Source organism: Enterobacter cloacae complex sp. IR5450, assembly GCF_049238665.1.
GTDB lineage: Bacteria > Pseudomonadota > Gammaproteobacteria > Enterobacterales > Enterobacteriaceae > Enterobacter > Enterobacter hormaechei_C.
In genome coordinates, this window is the sequence record NZ_JBMKIC010000007.1 from 14,170 (window position 1) to 31,515 (window position 17,346).

14 protein-coding genes are annotated in these 17,346 nt (G+C 56.5%); 8 read left to right on the forward strand and 6 right to left on the reverse strand.

The features are described 5' to 3' along the window. Positions 1 to 53: 53 nt before the first annotated feature. The 3 genes from ACOTYB_RS07990 to ACOTYB_RS08000 all read left to right on the forward strand — a co-directional run bounded on the left by ACOTYB_RS07990 (position 54) and on the right by ACOTYB_RS08000 (position 2,425). Positions 54 to 908 (forward strand): hypothetical protein, encoded by an 855-nt coding sequence (locus ACOTYB_RS07990; RefSeq protein ID WP_023324252.1) that lies wholly within the window; start codon positions 54 to 56, stop codon positions 906 to 908. Between the two features lie 153 nt (positions 909 to 1,061). Continuing rightward, positions 1,062 to 1,976 carry an SPFH domain-containing protein gene (locus ACOTYB_RS07995; protein WP_003858941.1) on the forward strand — a complete coding sequence of 305 codons (915 nt, stop codon included), beginning with the start codon at positions 1,062 to 1,064 and terminating at the stop codon, positions 1,974 to 1,976. Next, complete coding sequence (locus tag ACOTYB_RS08000) at positions 1,973 to 2,425, forward strand: NfeD family protein (RefSeq protein WP_022650512.1); 453 nt, start codon at positions 1,973 to 1,975, stop codon at positions 2,423 to 2,425. Before ACOTYB_RS07995 ends, ACOTYB_RS08000 begins: the two co-directional genes overlap by 4 nt. Here the strand turns inward: ACOTYB_RS08000 and cueR are convergent. Then, positions 2,422 to 2,832: a Cu(I)-responsive transcriptional regulator gene (gene cueR / locus ACOTYB_RS08005; protein WP_017383222.1), complete on the reverse strand. Its 411-nt coding sequence runs from the start codon at positions 2,830 to 2,832 to the stop codon at positions 2,422 to 2,424. The genes ACOTYB_RS08000 and cueR overlap by 4 nt on opposite strands. A 108-nt stretch (positions 2,833 to 2,940) precedes the next feature. Between cueR and copA the strand changes: the two genes are divergently transcribed. The 3 genes from copA to ybaK all read left to right on the forward strand — a co-directional run bounded on the left by copA (position 2,941) and on the right by ybaK (position 6,962). Then, a complete protein-coding gene (gene copA / locus ACOTYB_RS08010) occupies positions 2,941 to 5,439 on the forward strand; it encodes a copper-exporting P-type ATPase CopA (protein WP_003858946.1) in 2,499 nt (832 codons plus the stop codon). 50 nt (positions 5,440 to 5,489) lie between these two features. Next, positions 5,490 to 6,284 carry a TraB/GumN family protein gene (locus ACOTYB_RS08015; protein WP_003858948.1) on the forward strand — a complete coding sequence of 265 codons (795 nt, stop codon included), beginning with the start codon at positions 5,490 to 5,492 and terminating at the stop codon, positions 6,282 to 6,284. Between the two features lie 198 nt (positions 6,285 to 6,482). Then, positions 6,483 to 6,962: a Cys-tRNA(Pro)/Cys-tRNA(Cys) deacylase YbaK gene (ybaK, locus tag ACOTYB_RS08020; RefSeq protein WP_126524786.1), complete on the forward strand. Its 480-nt coding sequence runs from the start codon at positions 6,483 to 6,485 to the stop codon at positions 6,960 to 6,962. Positions 6,963 to 7,082: 120 nt separating this feature from the next. Here ybaK and ushA read toward each other — a convergent pair whose 3' ends face one another. Continuing rightward, on the reverse strand, positions 7,083 to 8,735 hold the full coding sequence (gene ushA / locus ACOTYB_RS08025; RefSeq protein WP_022650509.1) for a bifunctional UDP-sugar hydrolase/5'-nucleotidase UshA: 1,653 nt from the start codon (positions 8,733 to 8,735) through the stop codon (positions 7,083 to 7,085). A gap of 164 nt (positions 8,736 to 8,899) precedes the next feature. Between ushA and ACOTYB_RS08030 the strand changes: the two genes are divergently transcribed. Both ACOTYB_RS08030 and ybaL read left to right on the forward strand, forming a co-directional pair. After that, on the forward strand, positions 8,900 to 10,120 hold the full coding sequence (locus tag ACOTYB_RS08030; protein ID WP_022650508.1) for an MFS transporter: 1,221 nt from the start codon (positions 8,900 to 8,902) through the stop codon (positions 10,118 to 10,120). A 232-nt stretch (positions 10,121 to 10,352) separates the two neighbouring features. Continuing rightward, complete coding sequence (gene ybaL / locus ACOTYB_RS08035) at positions 10,353 to 12,029, forward strand: YbaL family putative K(+) efflux transporter (RefSeq protein WP_409248817.1); 1,677 nt, start codon at positions 10,353 to 10,355, stop codon at positions 12,027 to 12,029. Between the two features lie 93 nt (positions 12,030 to 12,122). Here the strand turns inward: ybaL and ACOTYB_RS08040 are convergent, their stop codons facing one another. The 4 genes from ACOTYB_RS08040 to htpG form a co-directional block, all read right to left on the reverse strand. Beyond that, a complete protein-coding gene (locus tag ACOTYB_RS08040) occupies positions 12,123 to 13,427 on the reverse strand; it encodes an inosine/guanosine kinase (RefSeq protein ID WP_022650506.1) in 1,305 nt (434 codons plus the stop codon). 62 nt (positions 13,428 to 13,489) lie between these two features. Further along, positions 13,490 to 14,452, reverse strand: coding sequence for a ferrochelatase (hemH, locus tag ACOTYB_RS08045; RefSeq protein WP_022650505.1), 963 nt, complete (start codon positions 14,450 to 14,452; stop codon positions 13,490 to 13,492). Between the two features lie 124 nt (positions 14,453 to 14,576). Then, complete coding sequence (adk, locus tag ACOTYB_RS08050; protein WP_006809841.1) at positions 14,577 to 15,221, reverse strand: adenylate kinase; 645 nt, start codon at positions 15,219 to 15,221, stop codon at positions 14,577 to 14,579. Between the two features lie 195 nt (positions 15,222 to 15,416). Then, positions 15,417 to 17,291, reverse strand: a complete 1,875-nt coding sequence (gene htpG / locus ACOTYB_RS08055; RefSeq protein WP_023324248.1) for a molecular chaperone HtpG — start codon at positions 17,289 to 17,291, stop codon at positions 15,417 to 15,419. Positions 17,292 to 17,346: the final 55 nt, after the last annotated feature.

Below are 17,346 nucleotides of genomic sequence, written 5' to 3' on the forward strand. Positions count from 1 at the left end.
TTAAACTTTTTGCCTGTTTATTGTCACCTCTATCACTACAGGAAGTCAGCAACATGACACATATCTTTTATGAGTTCTCCTCCCTGAAGCCTGGTGTTCCTGATGTGGAAACATTAATGGAAGTCATCAATTCTTCTGAACTCACGCGTTTTGTCATGGGTGCAGAGGTGGTCGATTTTGTTAAGAAGGCGCTCATCGTTAACACCACAATCGGTAGCTTTAAAAACTGCTATTTTGCTTTTGATGATGGGGCTTACTTTCTCGAGTTTGACGGCAAGGGTAAATCCAGACGCTTTACTGAGGTGCCTGACTGGTTCGTTTCCCCTGCGGAATTTGCCCGCTCGCAATGGCTGATTAACCATGACCTGGCCGATGTGAAGGCGACGGCGTTTATTGACGTGCTGATGTCCTACCCGCTTAAAGAGCGCCGGGCGCACTGCAATCTGCTGTTTGGTCTGGATCTGCATAAGGTCAATGTGGTTCCGGCACCTACAGCCCCTGCCGGAAAAATGGGCAATAAAAATGGAAAAACTACCAAGCCTCGCGTTACGGATCTCGGCTCTTTTGAGCTTTTTACCGCGTTCTTTGCGCGTATGAAAACCGCCGTCAATGCTAATGAATTCCCTACCCTACAGGTGCTGACCGGCCAGGAGGATCTTACAAAAGCGCCGCACAACTTAAAGCAAGGGATCAGAACCTGGTTTAAAGCGATTACTGGCGATCTGCCGCCGAACAACAAACGTGTCGGGGCGGGCAATGCGGTATTGTTCTGCGCTCCCGTTCGCGAGCAGATCCAGCAGATAGAGGCCATCGGCCTGGAAAAATACTATCAGGGCTTATCAAAAGCCATCGCTGACGCCGGGGATGGGTTTATCACTGACTTCAGCTATACCTGGTCTGAAAAGTAACGCTTTGCGCCCCGCATCCCGAACGGGGCGTTTTATTTCTGCCAGTCCGGTTCCCACCTCTTTACAGGGGCGAAATCCTGTTCGTTAGCCGATATACTTACGTTCAACAAATACGCAGTTTTCTCGTTACGGCATGCAAAACAGGAGGTTTTTATGCTCATCGTTGTTCCTGTCCTTATTTTCGTTGCGCTGGTTATCGTGGGCGCAGGCGTCAAAATTGTCCCGCAGGGTTACCAGTGGACCGTCGAACGCTTCGGTCGCTACACCAATACCCTTCAGCCGGGTTTAAGCCTGATCGTCCCGTTCATGGACAGAATTGGGCGCAAGATCAACATGATGGAGCAGGTGCTGGATATCCCTTCTCAGGAAGTCATCTCCAAGGATAACGCCAACGTCACCATCGATGCGGTGTGCTTTATTCAGGTGATTGATGCGCCAAAAGCGGCCTATGAGGTGAGCAACCTGGAGCTGGCGATCGTCAACCTGACCATGACCAACATCCGTACCGTGCTTGGCTCGATGGAGCTGGATGAAATGCTCTCCCAGCGCGACAGCATTAATACCCGCCTGCTGCACATTGTGGATGAAGCCACCAATCCGTGGGGGATCAAAGTGACACGCATTGAGATCCGCGACGTGCGCCCACCGGCAGAGCTGATTGCCTCCATGAACGCGCAGATGAAGGCCGAGCGTACCAAGCGTGCCTATATTCTTGAAGCCGAAGGGGTGCGTCAGGCTGAAATCCTGAAAGCGGAAGGGGAAAAACAGTCGCAGATCCTGAAAGCCGAGGGCGACCGTCAGTCTGCCTTCCTCCAAGCGGAAGCGCGTGAACGTTCGGCAGAAGCGGAAGCCCGCGCGACGCAAATGGTCTCCGAGGCGATTGCCGCCGGGGATATCCAGGCCGTGAACTACTTCGTCGCACAAAAATATACCGATGCGCTGAAGGAGATCGGCTCCGCGAACAACAGCAAAGTGGTGATGATGCCGCTGGATGCCAGCAGCCTGATGGGGTCTATCGCCGGAATTGCCGAACTGATCAAAGACGGCGGAAACGAGCGTAAAAAATGATTGAGCTCATCGTTGCACATCCTCATGCGTTCTGGCTAAGCCTTGGCGGACTGCTGCTGGCCGCCGAGATGCTTGGCGGCAACGGTTATCTGCTGTGGAGCGGGGTTGCCGCGGTGATTACCGGGCTGGTCGTCTGGCTGCTGCCTGTCGGCTGGGAGTGGCAGGGCGCGCTGTTTGCCGTGCTGACGCTGCTGGCCGCCTGGCTGTGGTGGCGCTGGCTGAACAAACGGGTGAAGGCGCAGAAGCCGGTCGACGCGCATCTCAACCAGCGTGGGCAGCAGATCGTGGGTAAACGCTTTACGCTTGATAACACGCTAATAAACGGACGCGGTCATATGCGCGTGGGGGACAGTTCGTGGCCGGTGGTGGCCGATGATGACCTCAGCGCCGGCACGCGGGTTGAGGTCATCGCGGTGGAAGGTATTACCCTGCGGGTTAAAGCCTGTTAGGCGTGGGTTTTACGGTGGCAGCAGCCGGAAAGATTGTCGATAATCGGGCACTCGGCGCTGTCATCTCCCGGGCAGGATTCTGCCAGCTGTAACAGTTGCTCACGCATCGCCTGTAATTCGATGATATGGCGTTCGATCTCCGCCACTTTTTCCAGCGTACGTTTTTTCACGTCGGCACTGTGGCGTTTCGGATCGTTAAACAGGTTAACCAGCTCGCCGCACTCTTCAAGGTTAAATCCTACCTGTCTTGCCTGGCGCAGTAACGTCAGTTCATCAAGATGCAGCTGCGTATAGCTGCGGTAGCCGTTCTCACTGCGCAACGGTGGCGTCACCAGCCCTTTTTCCTCATAAAAGCGAATCGCTTTGCTGGTTAAGCCGGTTTTTTTCGCAACATCGCTGATATTCACATTTCCCCCTTGACCTTCCCCTTGATGGAAGGTTTAACCTTCATAACAGTTAGCGAAAAGCAGAGTGAAGGTCAACAATTGACCAGAACATTATACGGGAGTTTTGTTATGTCTCACACTATTGACCTGACACTGGACGGCCTCTCCTGCGGCCACTGTGTCAAACGCGTTAAAGAAAGCCTGGAGCAGCGTCCTGACGTGGAAAGCGCTGAGGTGACTATCGATCATGCCGCCGTGACCGGCAGCGCCAGCGCCGACGCGCTGATTGATACCATTAAACAGGCCGGTTACGGGGCGGAGTTAAGCCACCCAAAGGCTAAACCGCTGGCAGAGTCATCATCCCCGTCGGAAGCACTGACAGCGGCCACTCCTGAGCTTCCGGTAGCTGATGACATTGATGACAGCCAACAACTGCTGATCAACGGCATGAGCTGCGCCAGCTGCGTTTCCCGGGTACAAAACGCCTTACAGGCGGTACCGGGTGTAGCACAGGCACGGGTAAACCTGGCGGAGCGTACTGCGCTGGTGATGGGCAGCGCCTCCGCCGCAGAGTTAGTGCAGGCCGTGGAGAAAGCGGGCTACGGGGCGGAGGCCATCGAAGATGATGCCGAGCGCCGCGAGCGCCAGCAGGAAACGGCTGTCGCCACCATGAAGCGCTTCCGCTGGCAGGCGATTGTCGCCCTGCTGGTCGGTATTCCGGTGATGGTGTGGGGCATGATGGGTGACAACATGATGGTCACCGCTGACAACCGCACCCTGTGGCTGGTGATTGGTCTGATTACCCTTGCGGTGATGGTGTTTGCTGGCGGACATTTCTATACCAGCGCCTGGAAGAGCCTGAAAAACCGCACCGCGACGATGGACACGCTGGTCGCGCTCGGTACCGGCGCGGCGTGGCTGTATTCGATGAGCGTGAACGTCTGGCCGCAGTGGTTCCCGATGGAGGCGCGCCATCTCTATTATGAAGCGAGTGCGATGATTATCGGTCTGATTAACTTAGGCCATATGCTCGAAGCCCGCGCGCGTCAGCGCTCGTCGAAAGCGCTGGAAAGATTACTCGATTTAACCCCGCCGACGGCCCGCGTGGTCACGGACGACGGGGAAAAAAGCGTTCCGCTCTCAGAGGTACAGCCGGGAATGACGCTGCGCCTGACCACCGGCGACCGCGTGCCCGTCGACGGTGAAATCACCCAGGGCGATGCCTGGCTGGATGAAGCGATGCTGACCGGCGAGCCGATCCCTCAGCAGAAATCTCAGGGCGATGCAGTGCATGCAGGTACGGTGGTACAGGACGGCAGCGTGCTGTTCCGCGCCAGCGCGGTCGGCAGCCATACCACGCTGTCACGCATCATTCGCATGGTCCGCCAGGCGCAGAGCAGTAAGCCGGAGATTGGTCAGCTTGCCGATAAAATCTCCGCCATTTTTGTGCCGGTAGTCGTCGGTATTGCCCTGCTGAGCGCGGCAATCTGGTATTTCTTCGGCCCGGCGCCGCAGATTGTCTACACCCTGGTGATCGCCACCACGGTACTGATCATCGCCTGCCCTTGTGCCCTTGGCCTGGCCACGCCGATGTCGATTATCTCTGGCGTCGGACGCGCCGCCGAATTTGGCGTACTGGTCCGTGATGCTGACGCCCTGCAACGGGCAAGCACGCTGGACACCCTTGTTTTTGATAAAACCGGCACGCTCACCGAGGGCAAACCGCAGGTGGTAGCCGTCAGTACCGTTGGCTGTACGGAGACGGATGCCCTGCGCCTGGCCGCCGCGCTGGAACAAGGCTCCAGCCACCCGCTGGCGCGCGCCATCCTGGAGAAAGCCGGTGATGCCCGTCTGCCGCAGGTAAGTAACTTCCGCACCCTGCGCGGTTTAGGGGTCAGCGGTGAAGCCGAAGGCCATACGCTGCTGCTGGGAAACCAGGCACTGCTGACTGAACACGGCGTTGATACGTCCGCGCTGGACGCAGAGCTGAACGCGCAGGCCTCTCAGGGCGCGACGCCGGTTCTGCTGGCGAGGGATGGTCAGGTGGCGGCGCTACTGGCCGTGCGCGATCCGTTACGCCAGGACAGCGTAGATGCCTTACAGCGCCTGCACCGCGCGGGCTATCGTCTGGTGATGCTGACCGGGGACAACCCGACCACCGCCAACGCCATCGCCAAAGAAGCCGGTATTGATGAGGTGATCGCGGGCGTGCTGCCGGACGGCAAAGCGGACGCCATCAAGAACCTGCAAAGTCAGGGTCGCCAGGTGGCGATGGTGGGCGACGGCATCAACGACGCCCCGGCGCTGGCGCAGGCTGACGTAGGAATTGCGATGGGCGGCGGGAGCGATGTCGCCATTGAAACCGCGGCGATCACCCTGATGCGCCACAGCCTGATGGGCGTGGCGGACGCGCTGGCGATTTCGAAAGCCACGTTGCGCAACATGAAGCAGAACCTGCTGGGGGCGTTCGTCTATAACTCGCTCGGCATTCCGATTGCCGCCGGGATTTTGTGGCCGCTGACCGGTACCCTGCTGAACCCGGTTGTTGCGGGTGCGGCGATGGCGCTCTCGTCAATTACCGTGGTGAGCAACGCTAACCGTCTGCTGCGGTTTAAACCGAAGGATTGAACCTTGTACCCGTACGCGCTAGCATGAACCTTTCCGTTTATGGAGCGCGTATGGGTCTGTTTAATCGTATAAAAACATCGTTTCGCGCCCTTTTTCCCCGCCGTTATGCCTGGCCCGGTATGGATATTTCGCTTCCGGGCGGGCAGCATCTGCACCTGGTGGGAAGCATTCATATGGGCACGCAGGATATGTCCCCCCTGCCCTCCGGCCTGATTAAACTACTGAAGCGCGCCGACGCGCTGATCGTCGAAGCCGACATCTCCGGCCATGAATCGCCGTTTGCCGGGCTGGAAAGCGGCCGCCCCCTGGCGGAACGTCTTAACGAGACGCAGTTGGCTGAGCTTACTCGTCTTGCGGATGAGACCGGCGTCTCGCTCTCAATGCTCGACACCCTGCCCCTGTGGCAAATTGCCATGGTGCTACAGGCAACCCAGGCGCAGCGCCTGGGGCTGCGCGGCGATTACGGTATCGATTATCAACTGCTGAATGCGGCAAGGGCGCGCAACCTGTCCGTTATTGAACTGGAAGGCACGGACAGCCAGATTGCGCTCCTTCGCCAGCTTCCCGATGACGGCAAGATGCTACTGGATGATACCCTGACCCACTGGCACACCAACGCGCGTCTGCTGCAAACGATGATTGGCTGGTGGCTGGATGCGCCGCCCGCAGACGGTAAGCTGGCGTTACCGTCGACGTTCAGTGAATCGTTGTATGATGTGCTGATGAACGCGCGCAACCAGGCGTGGCGGGAGACGCTATATGCCCTGCCTGCCGGTCGTTATGTTGTCGCGGTTGGCGCGTTGCATTTGTACGGAGAAGGGAATTTGCCGTCGCTGCTGAAATAAAAAAATGGCCAATATTTCTATTGGCCCGTCAAAGAGGAATTTCATCGTTTTTATTATACCGAAGTGACCTTCGGCTACGCCGATTGTCGCTCAAAGTAACCATCACTGCCAATACTATTGCGCAAGATGGTGCTATTTTTTAGACAAACGTCAGGCGTATGCTGCTGGCATGAATCGTCTGTCGTAAGAAGGATAGCCATGACTCCCGCCGTTAAATTACTCGAAAAAAACAAAATTTCTTTCCGGATCCACACCTACGATCACGATCCGAACGAAACCAACTTTGGTGATGAAGTGGTGCGCAAGCTGGGGCTGAACGCGGACCAGGTCTACAAAACGCTGCTGGTCGCGGTGAACGGCGATATGAAGCACCTCGCCGTAGCAGTAACGCCCGTCGCCGGACAGCTTGATCTGAAGAAAGTGGCCAAAGCGATGGGAGCGAAAAAGGTCGATATGGCAGACCCGATGGTTGCGCAACGCACAACGGGTTATCTGGTCGGCGGGATCAGCCCGCTCGGTCAGAAAAAGCGTCTGCCCACGCTGATCGATGCGCCTTCGCAAGAATTTGAAACGATCTATATTTCTGGCGGCAAACGCGGGCTGGATATCGAACTGTCCGCAGGCGATCTGGCGAAAATGCTGGACGCGAAATTTGCGGATATTGCGCGCCGGGATTGAGAAAATTGCCCGGTGGCGCTGCGAGGTAAAAGCAAAACGGTAACAGGCGTTACCGTTTTTTGTGTTCGCGCCCTCTCCCGGTGGGAGAGGGTTGGGGTGAGGGCATCAGGCCGCACAACACTACTGCCAGCTCACCTCACCTTTCGGCTCATACGCGTTCACGTCAATCGGTGAATTTTGCTGGATAAACTGCTTCAACACTTCCGCATCAATAAACCCGGTATTTACATAGCCCGGTTTGTTATCGATATGCGGATAGCCGTCGCCGCCGGTGGCGTTAAAGCTTAACGTTGCCAGGCGGTAGGTTTTCGCCGTATCAACCGGTTCGCCTTTGATTTTGAGATCGTTGAGCTTACCGTCCTTCGCGACGAAGCTGACGTTAGCAAACTGCGGATACGCCCCGGAATCTGGCTTCATCTGCGCCACGGCGGTCAGGTAGTCAATCACCTCCTTCCCGCTCATGTCCGCATAGACCACCACGTTGCCAAACGGCTGCACTTTGAGCACGTCTTTATAGGTGATGTCTCCGCCTTCGATGGAGTCACGAATACCGCCGCCGCTCATCACGGCGAAATCCGCATTCGTGCGCGCCATCTGCGCGGCCAGCACCAGACGCCCCATGTTGGTCTGTACAAAGCGGACTTTGCTGCGGTCCCCTTCCAGTCGTCCGTTAAGCGTGCCAATCTTCACGTCCAGCTGCGCTTTCCCTTTGCTCTGGAACGGCGTCAGCAGAGAGAGCATCTGCTGGTTTTCAGCGATCTCTGGCGTGTAGAGTACCCGCTCGCTTTTGCCATCCGGGTAGGTCACTTTCTTCTTCAGGTTGACCGGGATGAGCTGATAGTGCACCAGCTTCATCTCGCCGTTACGGAATTCGAAATCCGCGCGGCCAACGTATTTACCCCACTCGTGGGCCTGTACAATCCAGATCCCGTTCTGACGATCCGGCGCGCACGGCGTGCCGGGCACATAATCTACCTGCTTTTTATTCTCAGAAGCCATGCAGACCGGATCCTGCGAATGACCGCCCACAATCATCGCCAGCGAGCCCGCTGGAAGGCTGCGCGCCATCTCCACGTCGCCCGGCGCGTTAGAGCCGTGCTGACCGTTATCGTAATGCCCCATGTGGGTGGTCGCGATAATCACATCCGGTTTTTCATTCTGCTGCAACTCCTGGATCACCAGCTTCGCTTCGTCCGCCGGTTTACGGAATTCGATGTCGGTGAAAAATTCAGGGTTGCCAATTTTGGCCGTATCGTCGGTGGTTAAGCCGATGACCGCGATCTTCAGATCCTGACGCTTGAACAGCGCCCACGGTTTAAACAAGCGCTCGCCGGTGCTTTTCTGATAAATATTGGCGGAAAGGAACGGGAATTTGGACCACTTCTCCTGCTGGCGCAACACGCTCAGCGGATTATCAAACTCGTGGTTTCCGACCGCCATCGCGTCGTAACCAATTAAATTCATGCCGCGGAAATCAGGCTCGGCATCCTGCAAATCAGATTCCGGTACGCCGGTATTAATATCCCCGCCCGACAGCAACAGCACGCTGCCGCCCTGGGCCGCGACCTCTTTACGAATGCCATCCACCAGCGTTTTTTGCGCCGCCAGGCCATATTCACCGTATTCGCTGCGCCAGAAATGGCCGTGATGATCGTTAGTATGCAGAATGGTAATTTTATAGGTTTTATCTTTTTCATACGCCTGCGCGGGCAGGCTTGTTAGCCCCCATGCGGCGATGAGCGCCAGCGCGACGCCACGCTTCATTAACTTCATCTTCTCTCTCCCTGACCCATAGACAAACGCAAAAATTACAGTGACTCACAAGAATAGACAAATAAGTTTTCAGAATTGCGACTTTCTTCAAATGTCACGGACGGGTATGTTAGTCGGATAATAATTACTCCCTGCATCTCTAATAACAAATCGACGTGGTATTTATGGCAATCAGTGAATCAACCCAGCCCGTCCAGGGCGCTCCGGCGTCGCCGCCGAAATCGCGCACTTCCTTTAAAGTATTAGGCGCAATCAGTCTCTCTCATCTGCTCAACGACATGATCCAGTCGCTGATTCTGGCGATCTACCCGCTGTTGCAGTCTGAGTTCTCATTAACCTTCGTGCAGATCGGGATGATCACCCTGACCTTCCAGCTGGCCTCTTCGCTGCTACAGCCGGTGGTGGGCTATTGGACGGACAAATACCCGATGCCATGGTCGCTGCCCATTGGGATGTGCTTCACCCTGAGCGGGCTGGTGCTGCTGGCCATGGCGGGCAGCTTTGAGGCGGTACTGGTTGCCGCGGCGCTGGTGGGAACCGGTTCATCGGTGTTCCATCCGGAATCGTCCCGCGTGGCGCGTATGGCCTCCGGCGGACGCCACGGGCTGGCGCAGTCTCTGTTCCAGGTGGGGGGGAACTTTGGTAGCTCCCTCGGTCCTCTGCTGGCGGCGGTGATTATCGCGCCCTACGGTAAAGGCAACGTGGCGTGGTTTGTGCTGGCCGCGCTGCTGGCGATTGTCGTCCTGGCGCAAATCAGCCGCTGGTATGCCGCGCAGCATCGCGTAAATAAGGGAAAACCTGCCGTGAAGATAACCAACCCCCTTCCGCGCAATAAGGTGATCCTTGCCGTCAGCGTGCTGCTGGTGCTGATTTTCTCGAAATATTTCTATATGGCGAGCATCAGCAGCTATTACACCTTCTATCTGATGCAAAAATTCGGATTATCGGTACAAAACGCCCAGTTCCATCTCTTTGCCTTCCTGTTTGCGGTGGCGGCAGGCACGGTGATTGGCGGCCCTGTGGGGGATAAAATCGGACGTAAATATGTGATTTGGGGCTCTATCCTCGGCGTTGCACCGTTTACGCTTGTTTTACCCTACGCAACGCTGGAATGGACTGGAATATTGACGGTGATTATTGGTTTTATTCTCGCATCGGCATTTTCAGCCATCCTGGTCTACGCGCAGGAGCTGCTGCCGGGACGTATCGGTATGGTTTCCGGCCTCTTTTTCGGTTTTGCCTTTGGCATGGGCGGCCTTGGCGCAGCCGTTTTAGGGATGGTTGCCGACCACACCAGCATCTTCCTGGTCTATAAAATCTGCGCTTTCCTGCCACTTCTGGGGATGTTGACCATATTCCTGCCTGACAACCGTCATAAAGCGTAACTTCACGGCTGCCAAAGTTAAACTTTGGCAGCCGGATAACCTGATGCCATAAGGCTTTCCTCTCCCTCCCCTCAGCAAATTTATCAAAATCTGCCTTTTTTCATGCTTATTGCCTTTTTATTGTGTTTTCAACAATTATTCATAAACATAAGCGTAAAAATTGTCATAAACTATTAATCGGCTTTTTGGTATTTGCACCAAAAATGGATCACCCATCGCAAAAGGAGACGGAATGCACCACGCCACACCGCTTATCACCACCATTGTTGGTGGACTTGTGCTCGCTTTTATTCTCGGCATGATTGCCAATAAACTGCGTATTTCGCCCCTGGTAGGCTATTTGCTGGCGGGCGTGCTGGCAGGGCCCTTTACGCCGGGTTTTGTCGCAGATACCAAACTGGCGCCTGAGCTGGCGGAATTAGGCGTGATCCTGCTGATGTTTGGCGTCGGGCTGCATTTTTCCCTGAAGGATCTGATGGCGGTAAAGTCGATCGCCATACCGGGAGCGATCGCCCAGATAGGGGTGGCGACGCTGCTGGGCATGGCGCTTTCGGCGGTGCTGGGCTGGTCAATCATGACCGGTATCGTATTTGGGCTGTGTCTTTCAACCGCCAGTACCGTGGTGCTGCTGCGCGCGCTTGAAGAGAGGCAGCTGATAGACAGCCAGCGCGGGCAAATCGCGATAGGTTGGCTGATTGTTGAAGATCTGGTAATGGTGTTGACGCTGGTTCTGCTGCCCGCCGTCGCCGGGATGATGGAAAAAGAGAATATCGGCTTCGCCTCGCTGGCACTGGATATGAGCATTACCATCGGTAAAGTCATGGCGTTTATCGCCATCATGATGCTGGTGGGCCGCCGTCTGGTGCCGTGGATCATGTCCCGCAGCGCCGTCACGGGCTCGCGTGAACTGTTCACGCTTTCAGTCCTTGCGCTGGCGCTGGGCATTGCCTTTGGCGCCGTCGAGCTGTTTGACGTCTCCTTTGCGCTGGGCGCGTTCTTCGCCGGGATGGTGCTGAACGAGTCCGAGCTGAGCCACCGCGCCGCGCACGATACCCTGCCGCTACGTGATGCATTCGCGGTGCTGTTCTTCGTCTCCGTCGGGATGCTGTTCGACCCGTTGATCCTCATCCAGCAGCCGCTGGCCGTGCTGGGTACGCTGGCAATCATCATCTTTGGTAAGTCCGTTGCCGCCTTCTTCCTGGTGCGGATGTTCGGTCACTCGCCGCGCACGGCGCTGACCATCGCCGCCAGCCTGGCGCAGATTGGCGAGTTCGCCTTTATTCTTGCCGGTCTGGGGATGGCCCTGAACCTGCTGCCACAGGCTGGGCAAAATCTGGTGCTGGCGGGGGCGATCCTCTCCATCATGTTGAACCCGGTATTGTTTGCCCTGCTGGAAAAATATCTCGAGAAGACCGAAACCCTCGAAGAGCTGACGCTGGAAGAGGCGACAGAAGAAGAGAAACAGATCCCGGTGGATATCTGCAACCACGCGCTGCTGGTCGGTTTTGGCCGCGTCGGCAGCCTGCTGGGTGAAAAACTGATGGCTCAGGGCATTCCACTTGTAGTGATTGAAACGTCACGCACCCGCGTCGACGAACTTCGCGAGCGCGGCATCCGCGCGGTGCTGGGCAACGCGGCTAACGAAGAGATTATGAATCTGGCGCATCTGGACTGCGCTCGCTGGCTGCTGCTCACTATCCCGAACGGTTACGAGGCTGGTGAAATTGTCGCCACAGCCCGTGAAAAATGCCCGCATATCGAAATCATTGCCCGCGCCCATTATGATGACGAAGTGGAGTACATCACCGAGCGCGGCGCGAATCAGGTGGTGATGGGTGAGCGTGAGATTGCGAATACGATGCTGACAATGCTGACGAAACCGCCGGTTGAAGAGGCAGTAACGGGGTAAGTTTTGTGCTGCCTGATGCCCTCACCCTGACCCTCTCTCGCAGGGAGAGGGAACAAACACTAAAAACGGCAACCACAGGTTGCCGTTTTACTTTTACCTGTCCCAGTACGCCTCTTCGAGGCTGTCTTCCCGTTCCGGCAGCCCCCGCGTTAAGCGCGGAGAATGCTGGTTCAGCACCTGATAACTCACGCGGTTCGCGTACTTACACACCTGCGCCAGCGAGGAATAGGTCAGCCAGTCGAAGGTATGTTTGCTGGAATTCGGCACGTTGGTTTTGTGGTAGGCGTTGGCGGTAATGTCGTGCAGCAGCGCGGCCAGCGCGCCGTCGCCCGCGCCGTTGGTGTTCATGATCTTCTCAGGGCCACCCATATACGGTGCGATGTGAGAGAAGATACGCAGCGGGTTGATGCAGTCTTTATGACGCATAGCGCGGCTGAACTCGTACTGGTTAAATTCGGCGATTGCGCCCGGCAGCAGCGGGTGCTGGGTTTTACGCTTGCTCTCTTCTTCCGTGAAGCCCGCCATGTACAGCCCGACCGGCCCGGCGGTGCAGAGCACCAGGTCCACCCAGTCCAGCGCCTTATCAGACGCCAGCAGCGGATCGCTTTCACCGGTCAGCGCTTCGGCTTCTTCTTCATTCATCGCCAGAATCGAGACGTGTTCTTTCAGGAAGGCCTGCCACCACTCCGGGTTGTCGGCAATGACGAATTTGGTGCCCAGCGTCAGAACCACAGGCACGTTGTATTTCTTCGCGTACTCAATTGCCTTCATGGTTGCGTCCGGCATTGGTTCGCCCGGCTTGCAGCGCACCAGATAGGAGGTCAGTACCAGCGCAGACGCGCCCGCGATCACCTCTTCCGGGATACTTTCAGCGCGCAGCTTATTCATATGGCCGGGGCTGATGGCAAAGGTACGCTCGCCGGAATCGCTTATCAGCGTAAAGCAGCGGCCAATCGGCCCGTCAACGCCCTGTAAATAGTTCAGATCGGTGCGGCTGGAGGTATTGCACAGGTAGCGGTAGGCGTAGCCACCGATTTCGATATTGCTACACATCACGCCAAGCAGCACCGAGCGGTCGTCTGCCAGTACGGAGTAGTTGTGCATGGTGTTGCCGATAGTGCCGCCGGCAAACTGGTGGGTGATAAGATTTTCGCGCACCAGCTCCTGATACAGCGCTTCAGCAACGTCATCCTCAATTACCAGCGAGTGCCCGGCGCTCAGACCGTAACGTGCGACAAATGCATCATCCACTTTGGCTTCAATGTCCACCAGCGTCTGATCGATACCGACCACCCAGGCAGCGCTGGTTTCGCTTTCCTGCTGAATTTGCTGTAACAGCGGATCGCGGGCATCGACGGGGAAATAGTGTTTGGACTTACGTTTACCGGGAAATTTCATGGTCTGAACTGTGCAAAGAATACGGGCCGGGAATGGTAGCACAAACCCGGCCCGTAACGCGATCAGCGGCGGGTGGTGACCAGTGACACCATCATGTCGATGTGTTCAGGGGAGTCGTTAAGCGCAGGAATGTATTCGTATTTCGTTCCGCCCGCCTCCATAAAGAACTCTTTGTTCTGGACGGCAATTTCTTCCAGCGTTTCCAGACAGTCCGCCGAGAAGCCCGGCGACATCACCTGAATGTGCTTCACGCCCTTCTCGCCCAGCATTTTTAGCGTTTCATCAGTATACGGGGTCAGCCAAGGTTCACGGCCGAAGCGCGACTGGAAGGTCATCATCACCTTCTCAGGCGGCAGGCCGAGGGCGGAGACCAGCTCGCGGGTGGTATCGCGGCAACGCTGGGGGTAATCGTCCCCTTCGTTCGCGAAACGCTGCGGAATACCGTGATAGGAGAGCAGCAGCAGATCCGGCTCGCCGTGTTTTTCAAACGACGCGCGCGCGCTGCTGGCAAGCGCCTGAATGTACAGCTCGTTATCGGCGTAGTCGCGGATAAAGGTGATACCCGGTATACGGCGGCGGGTCGCCAGAATGCGCCCCAGTTCGTCCCAGACGGCAGCTACCGTGGAGCACGAATACTGCGGATATAGAGCCAGCACCACAATGTGTTCAACGCCCTGCGCCAGCAGAGAGTCAACGGCGCTTTCCAGGGATGGCTTACCGTAGCTCATGCCGAGCGCAACGGGCATGTCCGGCAGGCGTGCGGCCAGCGCCTTCTCCTGACGACGGCTGTACACCATCAGCGGCGAGCCCTCTTCCATCCACACGGACTGATAGAGCTTTGCCACACGCGGGGAACGAATCGGCAGAATGACGCCACGCAGCAGTGGCCACCACAGCAGTCTTGGGGTATCCACGACGCGCGTGTCGCTTAAAAATTGTCGCAGGTAGCGTTTTACCGCCGCTGGAGTAGGTGCTTCTGGGGTGCCCAGATTGGCAAGCAGGATGCCGGTTTTCGCCTGACTCATTCACGCCTCTTAACCATTTGATAGGCTGTCAATTGTAGCGGAAATGCGTTTAAACGAAACCCATTGCTGCAATAGGTGAGATGAGAATTTTTCTCACCCGGGGCTCCGGGTGAGAGAGGTGCGCTTAGCCGAGAATTTTTTCCAGCTCTGCACGTACGTCAGCCACGGCTTTGGTGCCGTCCACTTTCGCGTATTTGGTGTTACCCGCCTGCGCTTCTTTGGTGTAGTAGCCGATCAGCGGTGCGGTCATCTGATGGTATTCCACCAGGCGTTTACGCACGGTTTCTTCCTGATCGTCTTTACGGGTGGTCAGCTCTTCGCCGGTCACGTCGTCTTTGCCTTCAACCTTAGGTGGGTTGAATTTAATGTGGTAAACGCGGCCAGAAGCAGCGTGTACGCGACGGCCAACGATACGGTCAACGATCAGCTCGTCCGGTACGTCGAACTCCAGCACGTAATCCACGTTGATGCCCGCTTCTTTCATGGCGTCAGCCTGAGGAATGGTGCGCGGGAAGCCGTCCAGCAGGAAACCATTGCGGCAGTCTTCCTGAGCAATGCGCTCTTTTACCAGCGCGATAACCAGTTCGTCGGTCACCAGCTTGCCTGCGTCCATGATGTCTTTAGCTTGTTTGCCCAGCTCGGAGCCAGATTTAACAGCGGCACGCAGCATGTCACCAGTAGAGATTTGCGGAATACCGTATTTCTCCATGATGAACTGAGCCTGAGTTCCCTTACCCGCGCCCGGAGCGCCAAGCAGAATAATACGCATTGCGAAAATCCCCTCAAATGTCGATTCAATTTTTCAAAAGCGCTAAACAATACCACCAGAACGGGTATCGCTCAAGGAAGGCGGGGAGGCTGAAACGGTTAATGAGGGGAGATAATTTGGGAGAGTGCGGTCTGGTGCCCTCATCCCGGCCCTCTCCCACGGGGAGAGGGAGAAGACCAGGGGAGACGTGGTCAGTTACGCCAGTAGCAGCGCATTCACACGTTTAATGAACAGGTTAGGATCTTCCAGCGTACCGCGCTCGGCCAGCAGGGACTGATCCAGCAGCAGTTCAACCCACTCCGCAAAGCGGGCGTCGTCCTGGGTATCCGCCGCGCGTTTCACCAGCGGATGATCCGGATTAAGCTCAAAGATATATTTCACTTCCGGCACGGCCTGGCCCGCCGCAGCGAACAGTTTCGCCATCTGGGTGCTCATTTCGTCCGCATCGGTGGTGACAATGGCTGGCGTATCGGTCAGACGGTGCGTGAAGCGCACCTCTTTCACGCGGTCACCCAGCAGGGTTTTCACGCGCTCAATGAACGGCTCCAGCGCCTTCTCGGCTTCTTTCGCGCTTTCGTCCACTTCATCTGCCAGCTTGTCGATGGACTCGTCAGCTTTGGCAACGGACTGGAACGCCTTACCGTCGAACTCGGTCAGGTAGTTCATCATCCATTCGTCGATGCGGTCAGACAGCAGCAGCACTTCGATGCCTTTCTTACGCAGCAGCTCCAGGTGCGGGCTGCTCTTCGCTGCCGCATAGCTGTCGGCGGTGATGTAGTAGATCTTCTCCTGCCCTTCTTTCATGCGGGAGACGTACTCTTCCAGCGACACGGTCTGGGCGGAGGAGTCGTTGTGCGTAGAGGCGAAGCGCAGCAGTTTAGCGATAGCTTCCACATTCGCGGTGTCTTCCGCCGGACCTTCTTTCAGCACCAGGCCAAACTGTTTCCAGAAGGTCTGGTATTTTTCCGCATCGTCCTTCGCCAGTTTTTCCAGCATCTGCAACGCACGTTTGGTCAGGGCGTTACGCAGGTTACGGGTGACGGTGCTGTCCTGAAGGATTTCACGCGAGACGTTCAGCGGCAGATCGTTGGAATCGATCAGACCACGCACAAAGCGCAGGTAGTTCGGCATGAACTGCTCGGCGTCGTCCATAATGAACACGCGCTGCACGTACAACTTCAGGCCGTGCTTGTGATCGCGGTTCCACATGTCCCACGGTGCCTGTGCCGGGATGTACAGCAGGCTGGTGTACTCCTGCTTCCCTTCCACACGGTTGTGGCTCCAGGTCAGCGGATCGGTGAAGTCGTGGGCAATGTGCTTGTAGAACTCATTGTACTCGTCGTCTTTAATTTCAGCTTTGTTACGCGTCCACAGCGCCTGCGCCTTGTTGATTTTTTCCCAGGAAACCACGGTTTCGCCGTCTTTCTCTTCCTGTTTTTCAATCTCAACCGGCAGCGCGATGTGGTCGGAATACTTGCTGATGATGGAGCGTACGCGCCAGTCGTTCAGGAAATCGTCTTCGCCTTCACGCAGGTGCAGGGTGATTTCGGTGCCGCGATCCGCTTTGGTGATGTCATCAACGGTGTACTCGCCTTCCCCTTTGGATTCCCACAGCACGCCGTTCTCGGCGCTGTCGCCCGCGGCGCGAGTGCGCACGGTGACTTTGTCCGCCACGATGAACGCCGAGTAGAAGCCTACGCCGAACTGACCAATCAGCTGGCTGTCTTTCGCCTGGTCAGAGCCCATGGACTCAAGGAACGCTTTGGTGCCGGATTTGGCGATGGTCCCGAGGTGGTCGATCACCTCGTCGCGGTTCATCCCGATGCCGTTATCGGCAATCGTCAGGGTGCGGTTCTCTTTATTGAACGAGACGCGCACGCGCAGTTCGCCGTCGCCTTCATACAGATCCGGGTTAGACAGCGCGCGGAAGCGCAGCTTGTCCGCCGCATCGGAGGCGTTGGAAATCAGCTCACGCAGGAAAATTTCTTTGTTGGAATACAGGGAATGGATCATCAGGTGCAGAAGCTGTTTTACTTCTGACTGGAAACCACGGGTTTCTTGTCCTTTCATCTAAGTCGACCTCAACAATGCCATTTAATGGGTTTGTAAAACGTTGAGTGAGAGA

Coding starts and splice junctions, on each gene's coding strand:
- ACOTYB_RS08000 (WP_022650512.1), top strand. CDS start 1,973: ATGATTGAGCTCATCGTTGCACATCCTCATGCGTTCTGGCTAAGCCTT.
- htpG (WP_023324248.1), bottom strand. CDS start 17,291: ATGAAAGGACAAGAAACCCGTGGTTTCCAGTCAGAAGTAAAACAGCTT.
- ACOTYB_RS07990 (WP_023324252.1), top strand. CDS start 54: ATGACACATATCTTTTATGAGTTCTCCTCCCTGAAGCCTGGTGTTCCT.
- ACOTYB_RS08015 (WP_003858948.1), top strand. CDS start 5,490: ATGGGTCTGTTTAATCGTATAAAAACATCGTTTCGCGCCCTTTTTCCC.
- ybaK (WP_126524786.1), top strand. CDS start 6,483: ATGACTCCCGCCGTTAAATTACTCGAAAAAAACAAAATTTCTTTCCGG.
- hemH (WP_022650505.1), bottom strand. CDS start 14,452: ATGAGTCAGGCGAAAACCGGCATCCTGCTTGCCAATCTGGGCACCCCA.
- ACOTYB_RS07995 (WP_003858941.1), top strand. CDS start 1,062: ATGCTCATCGTTGTTCCTGTCCTTATTTTCGTTGCGCTGGTTATCGTG.
- ACOTYB_RS08030 (WP_022650508.1), top strand. CDS start 8,900: ATGGCAATCAGTGAATCAACCCAGCCCGTCCAGGGCGCTCCGGCGTCG.
- ushA (WP_022650509.1), bottom strand. CDS start 8,735: ATGAAGTTAATGAAGCGTGGCGTCGCGCTGGCGCTCATCGCCGCATGG.
- copA (WP_003858946.1), top strand. CDS start 2,941: ATGTCTCACACTATTGACCTGACACTGGACGGCCTCTCCTGCGGCCAC.
- adk (WP_006809841.1), bottom strand. CDS start 15,221: ATGCGTATTATTCTGCTTGGCGCTCCGGGCGCGGGTAAGGGAACTCAG.
- ACOTYB_RS08040 (WP_022650506.1), bottom strand. CDS start 13,427: ATGAAATTTCCCGGTAAACGTAAGTCCAAACACTATTTCCCCGTCGAT.
- ybaL (WP_409248817.1), top strand. CDS start 10,353: ATGCACCACGCCACACCGCTTATCACCACCATTGTTGGTGGACTTGTG.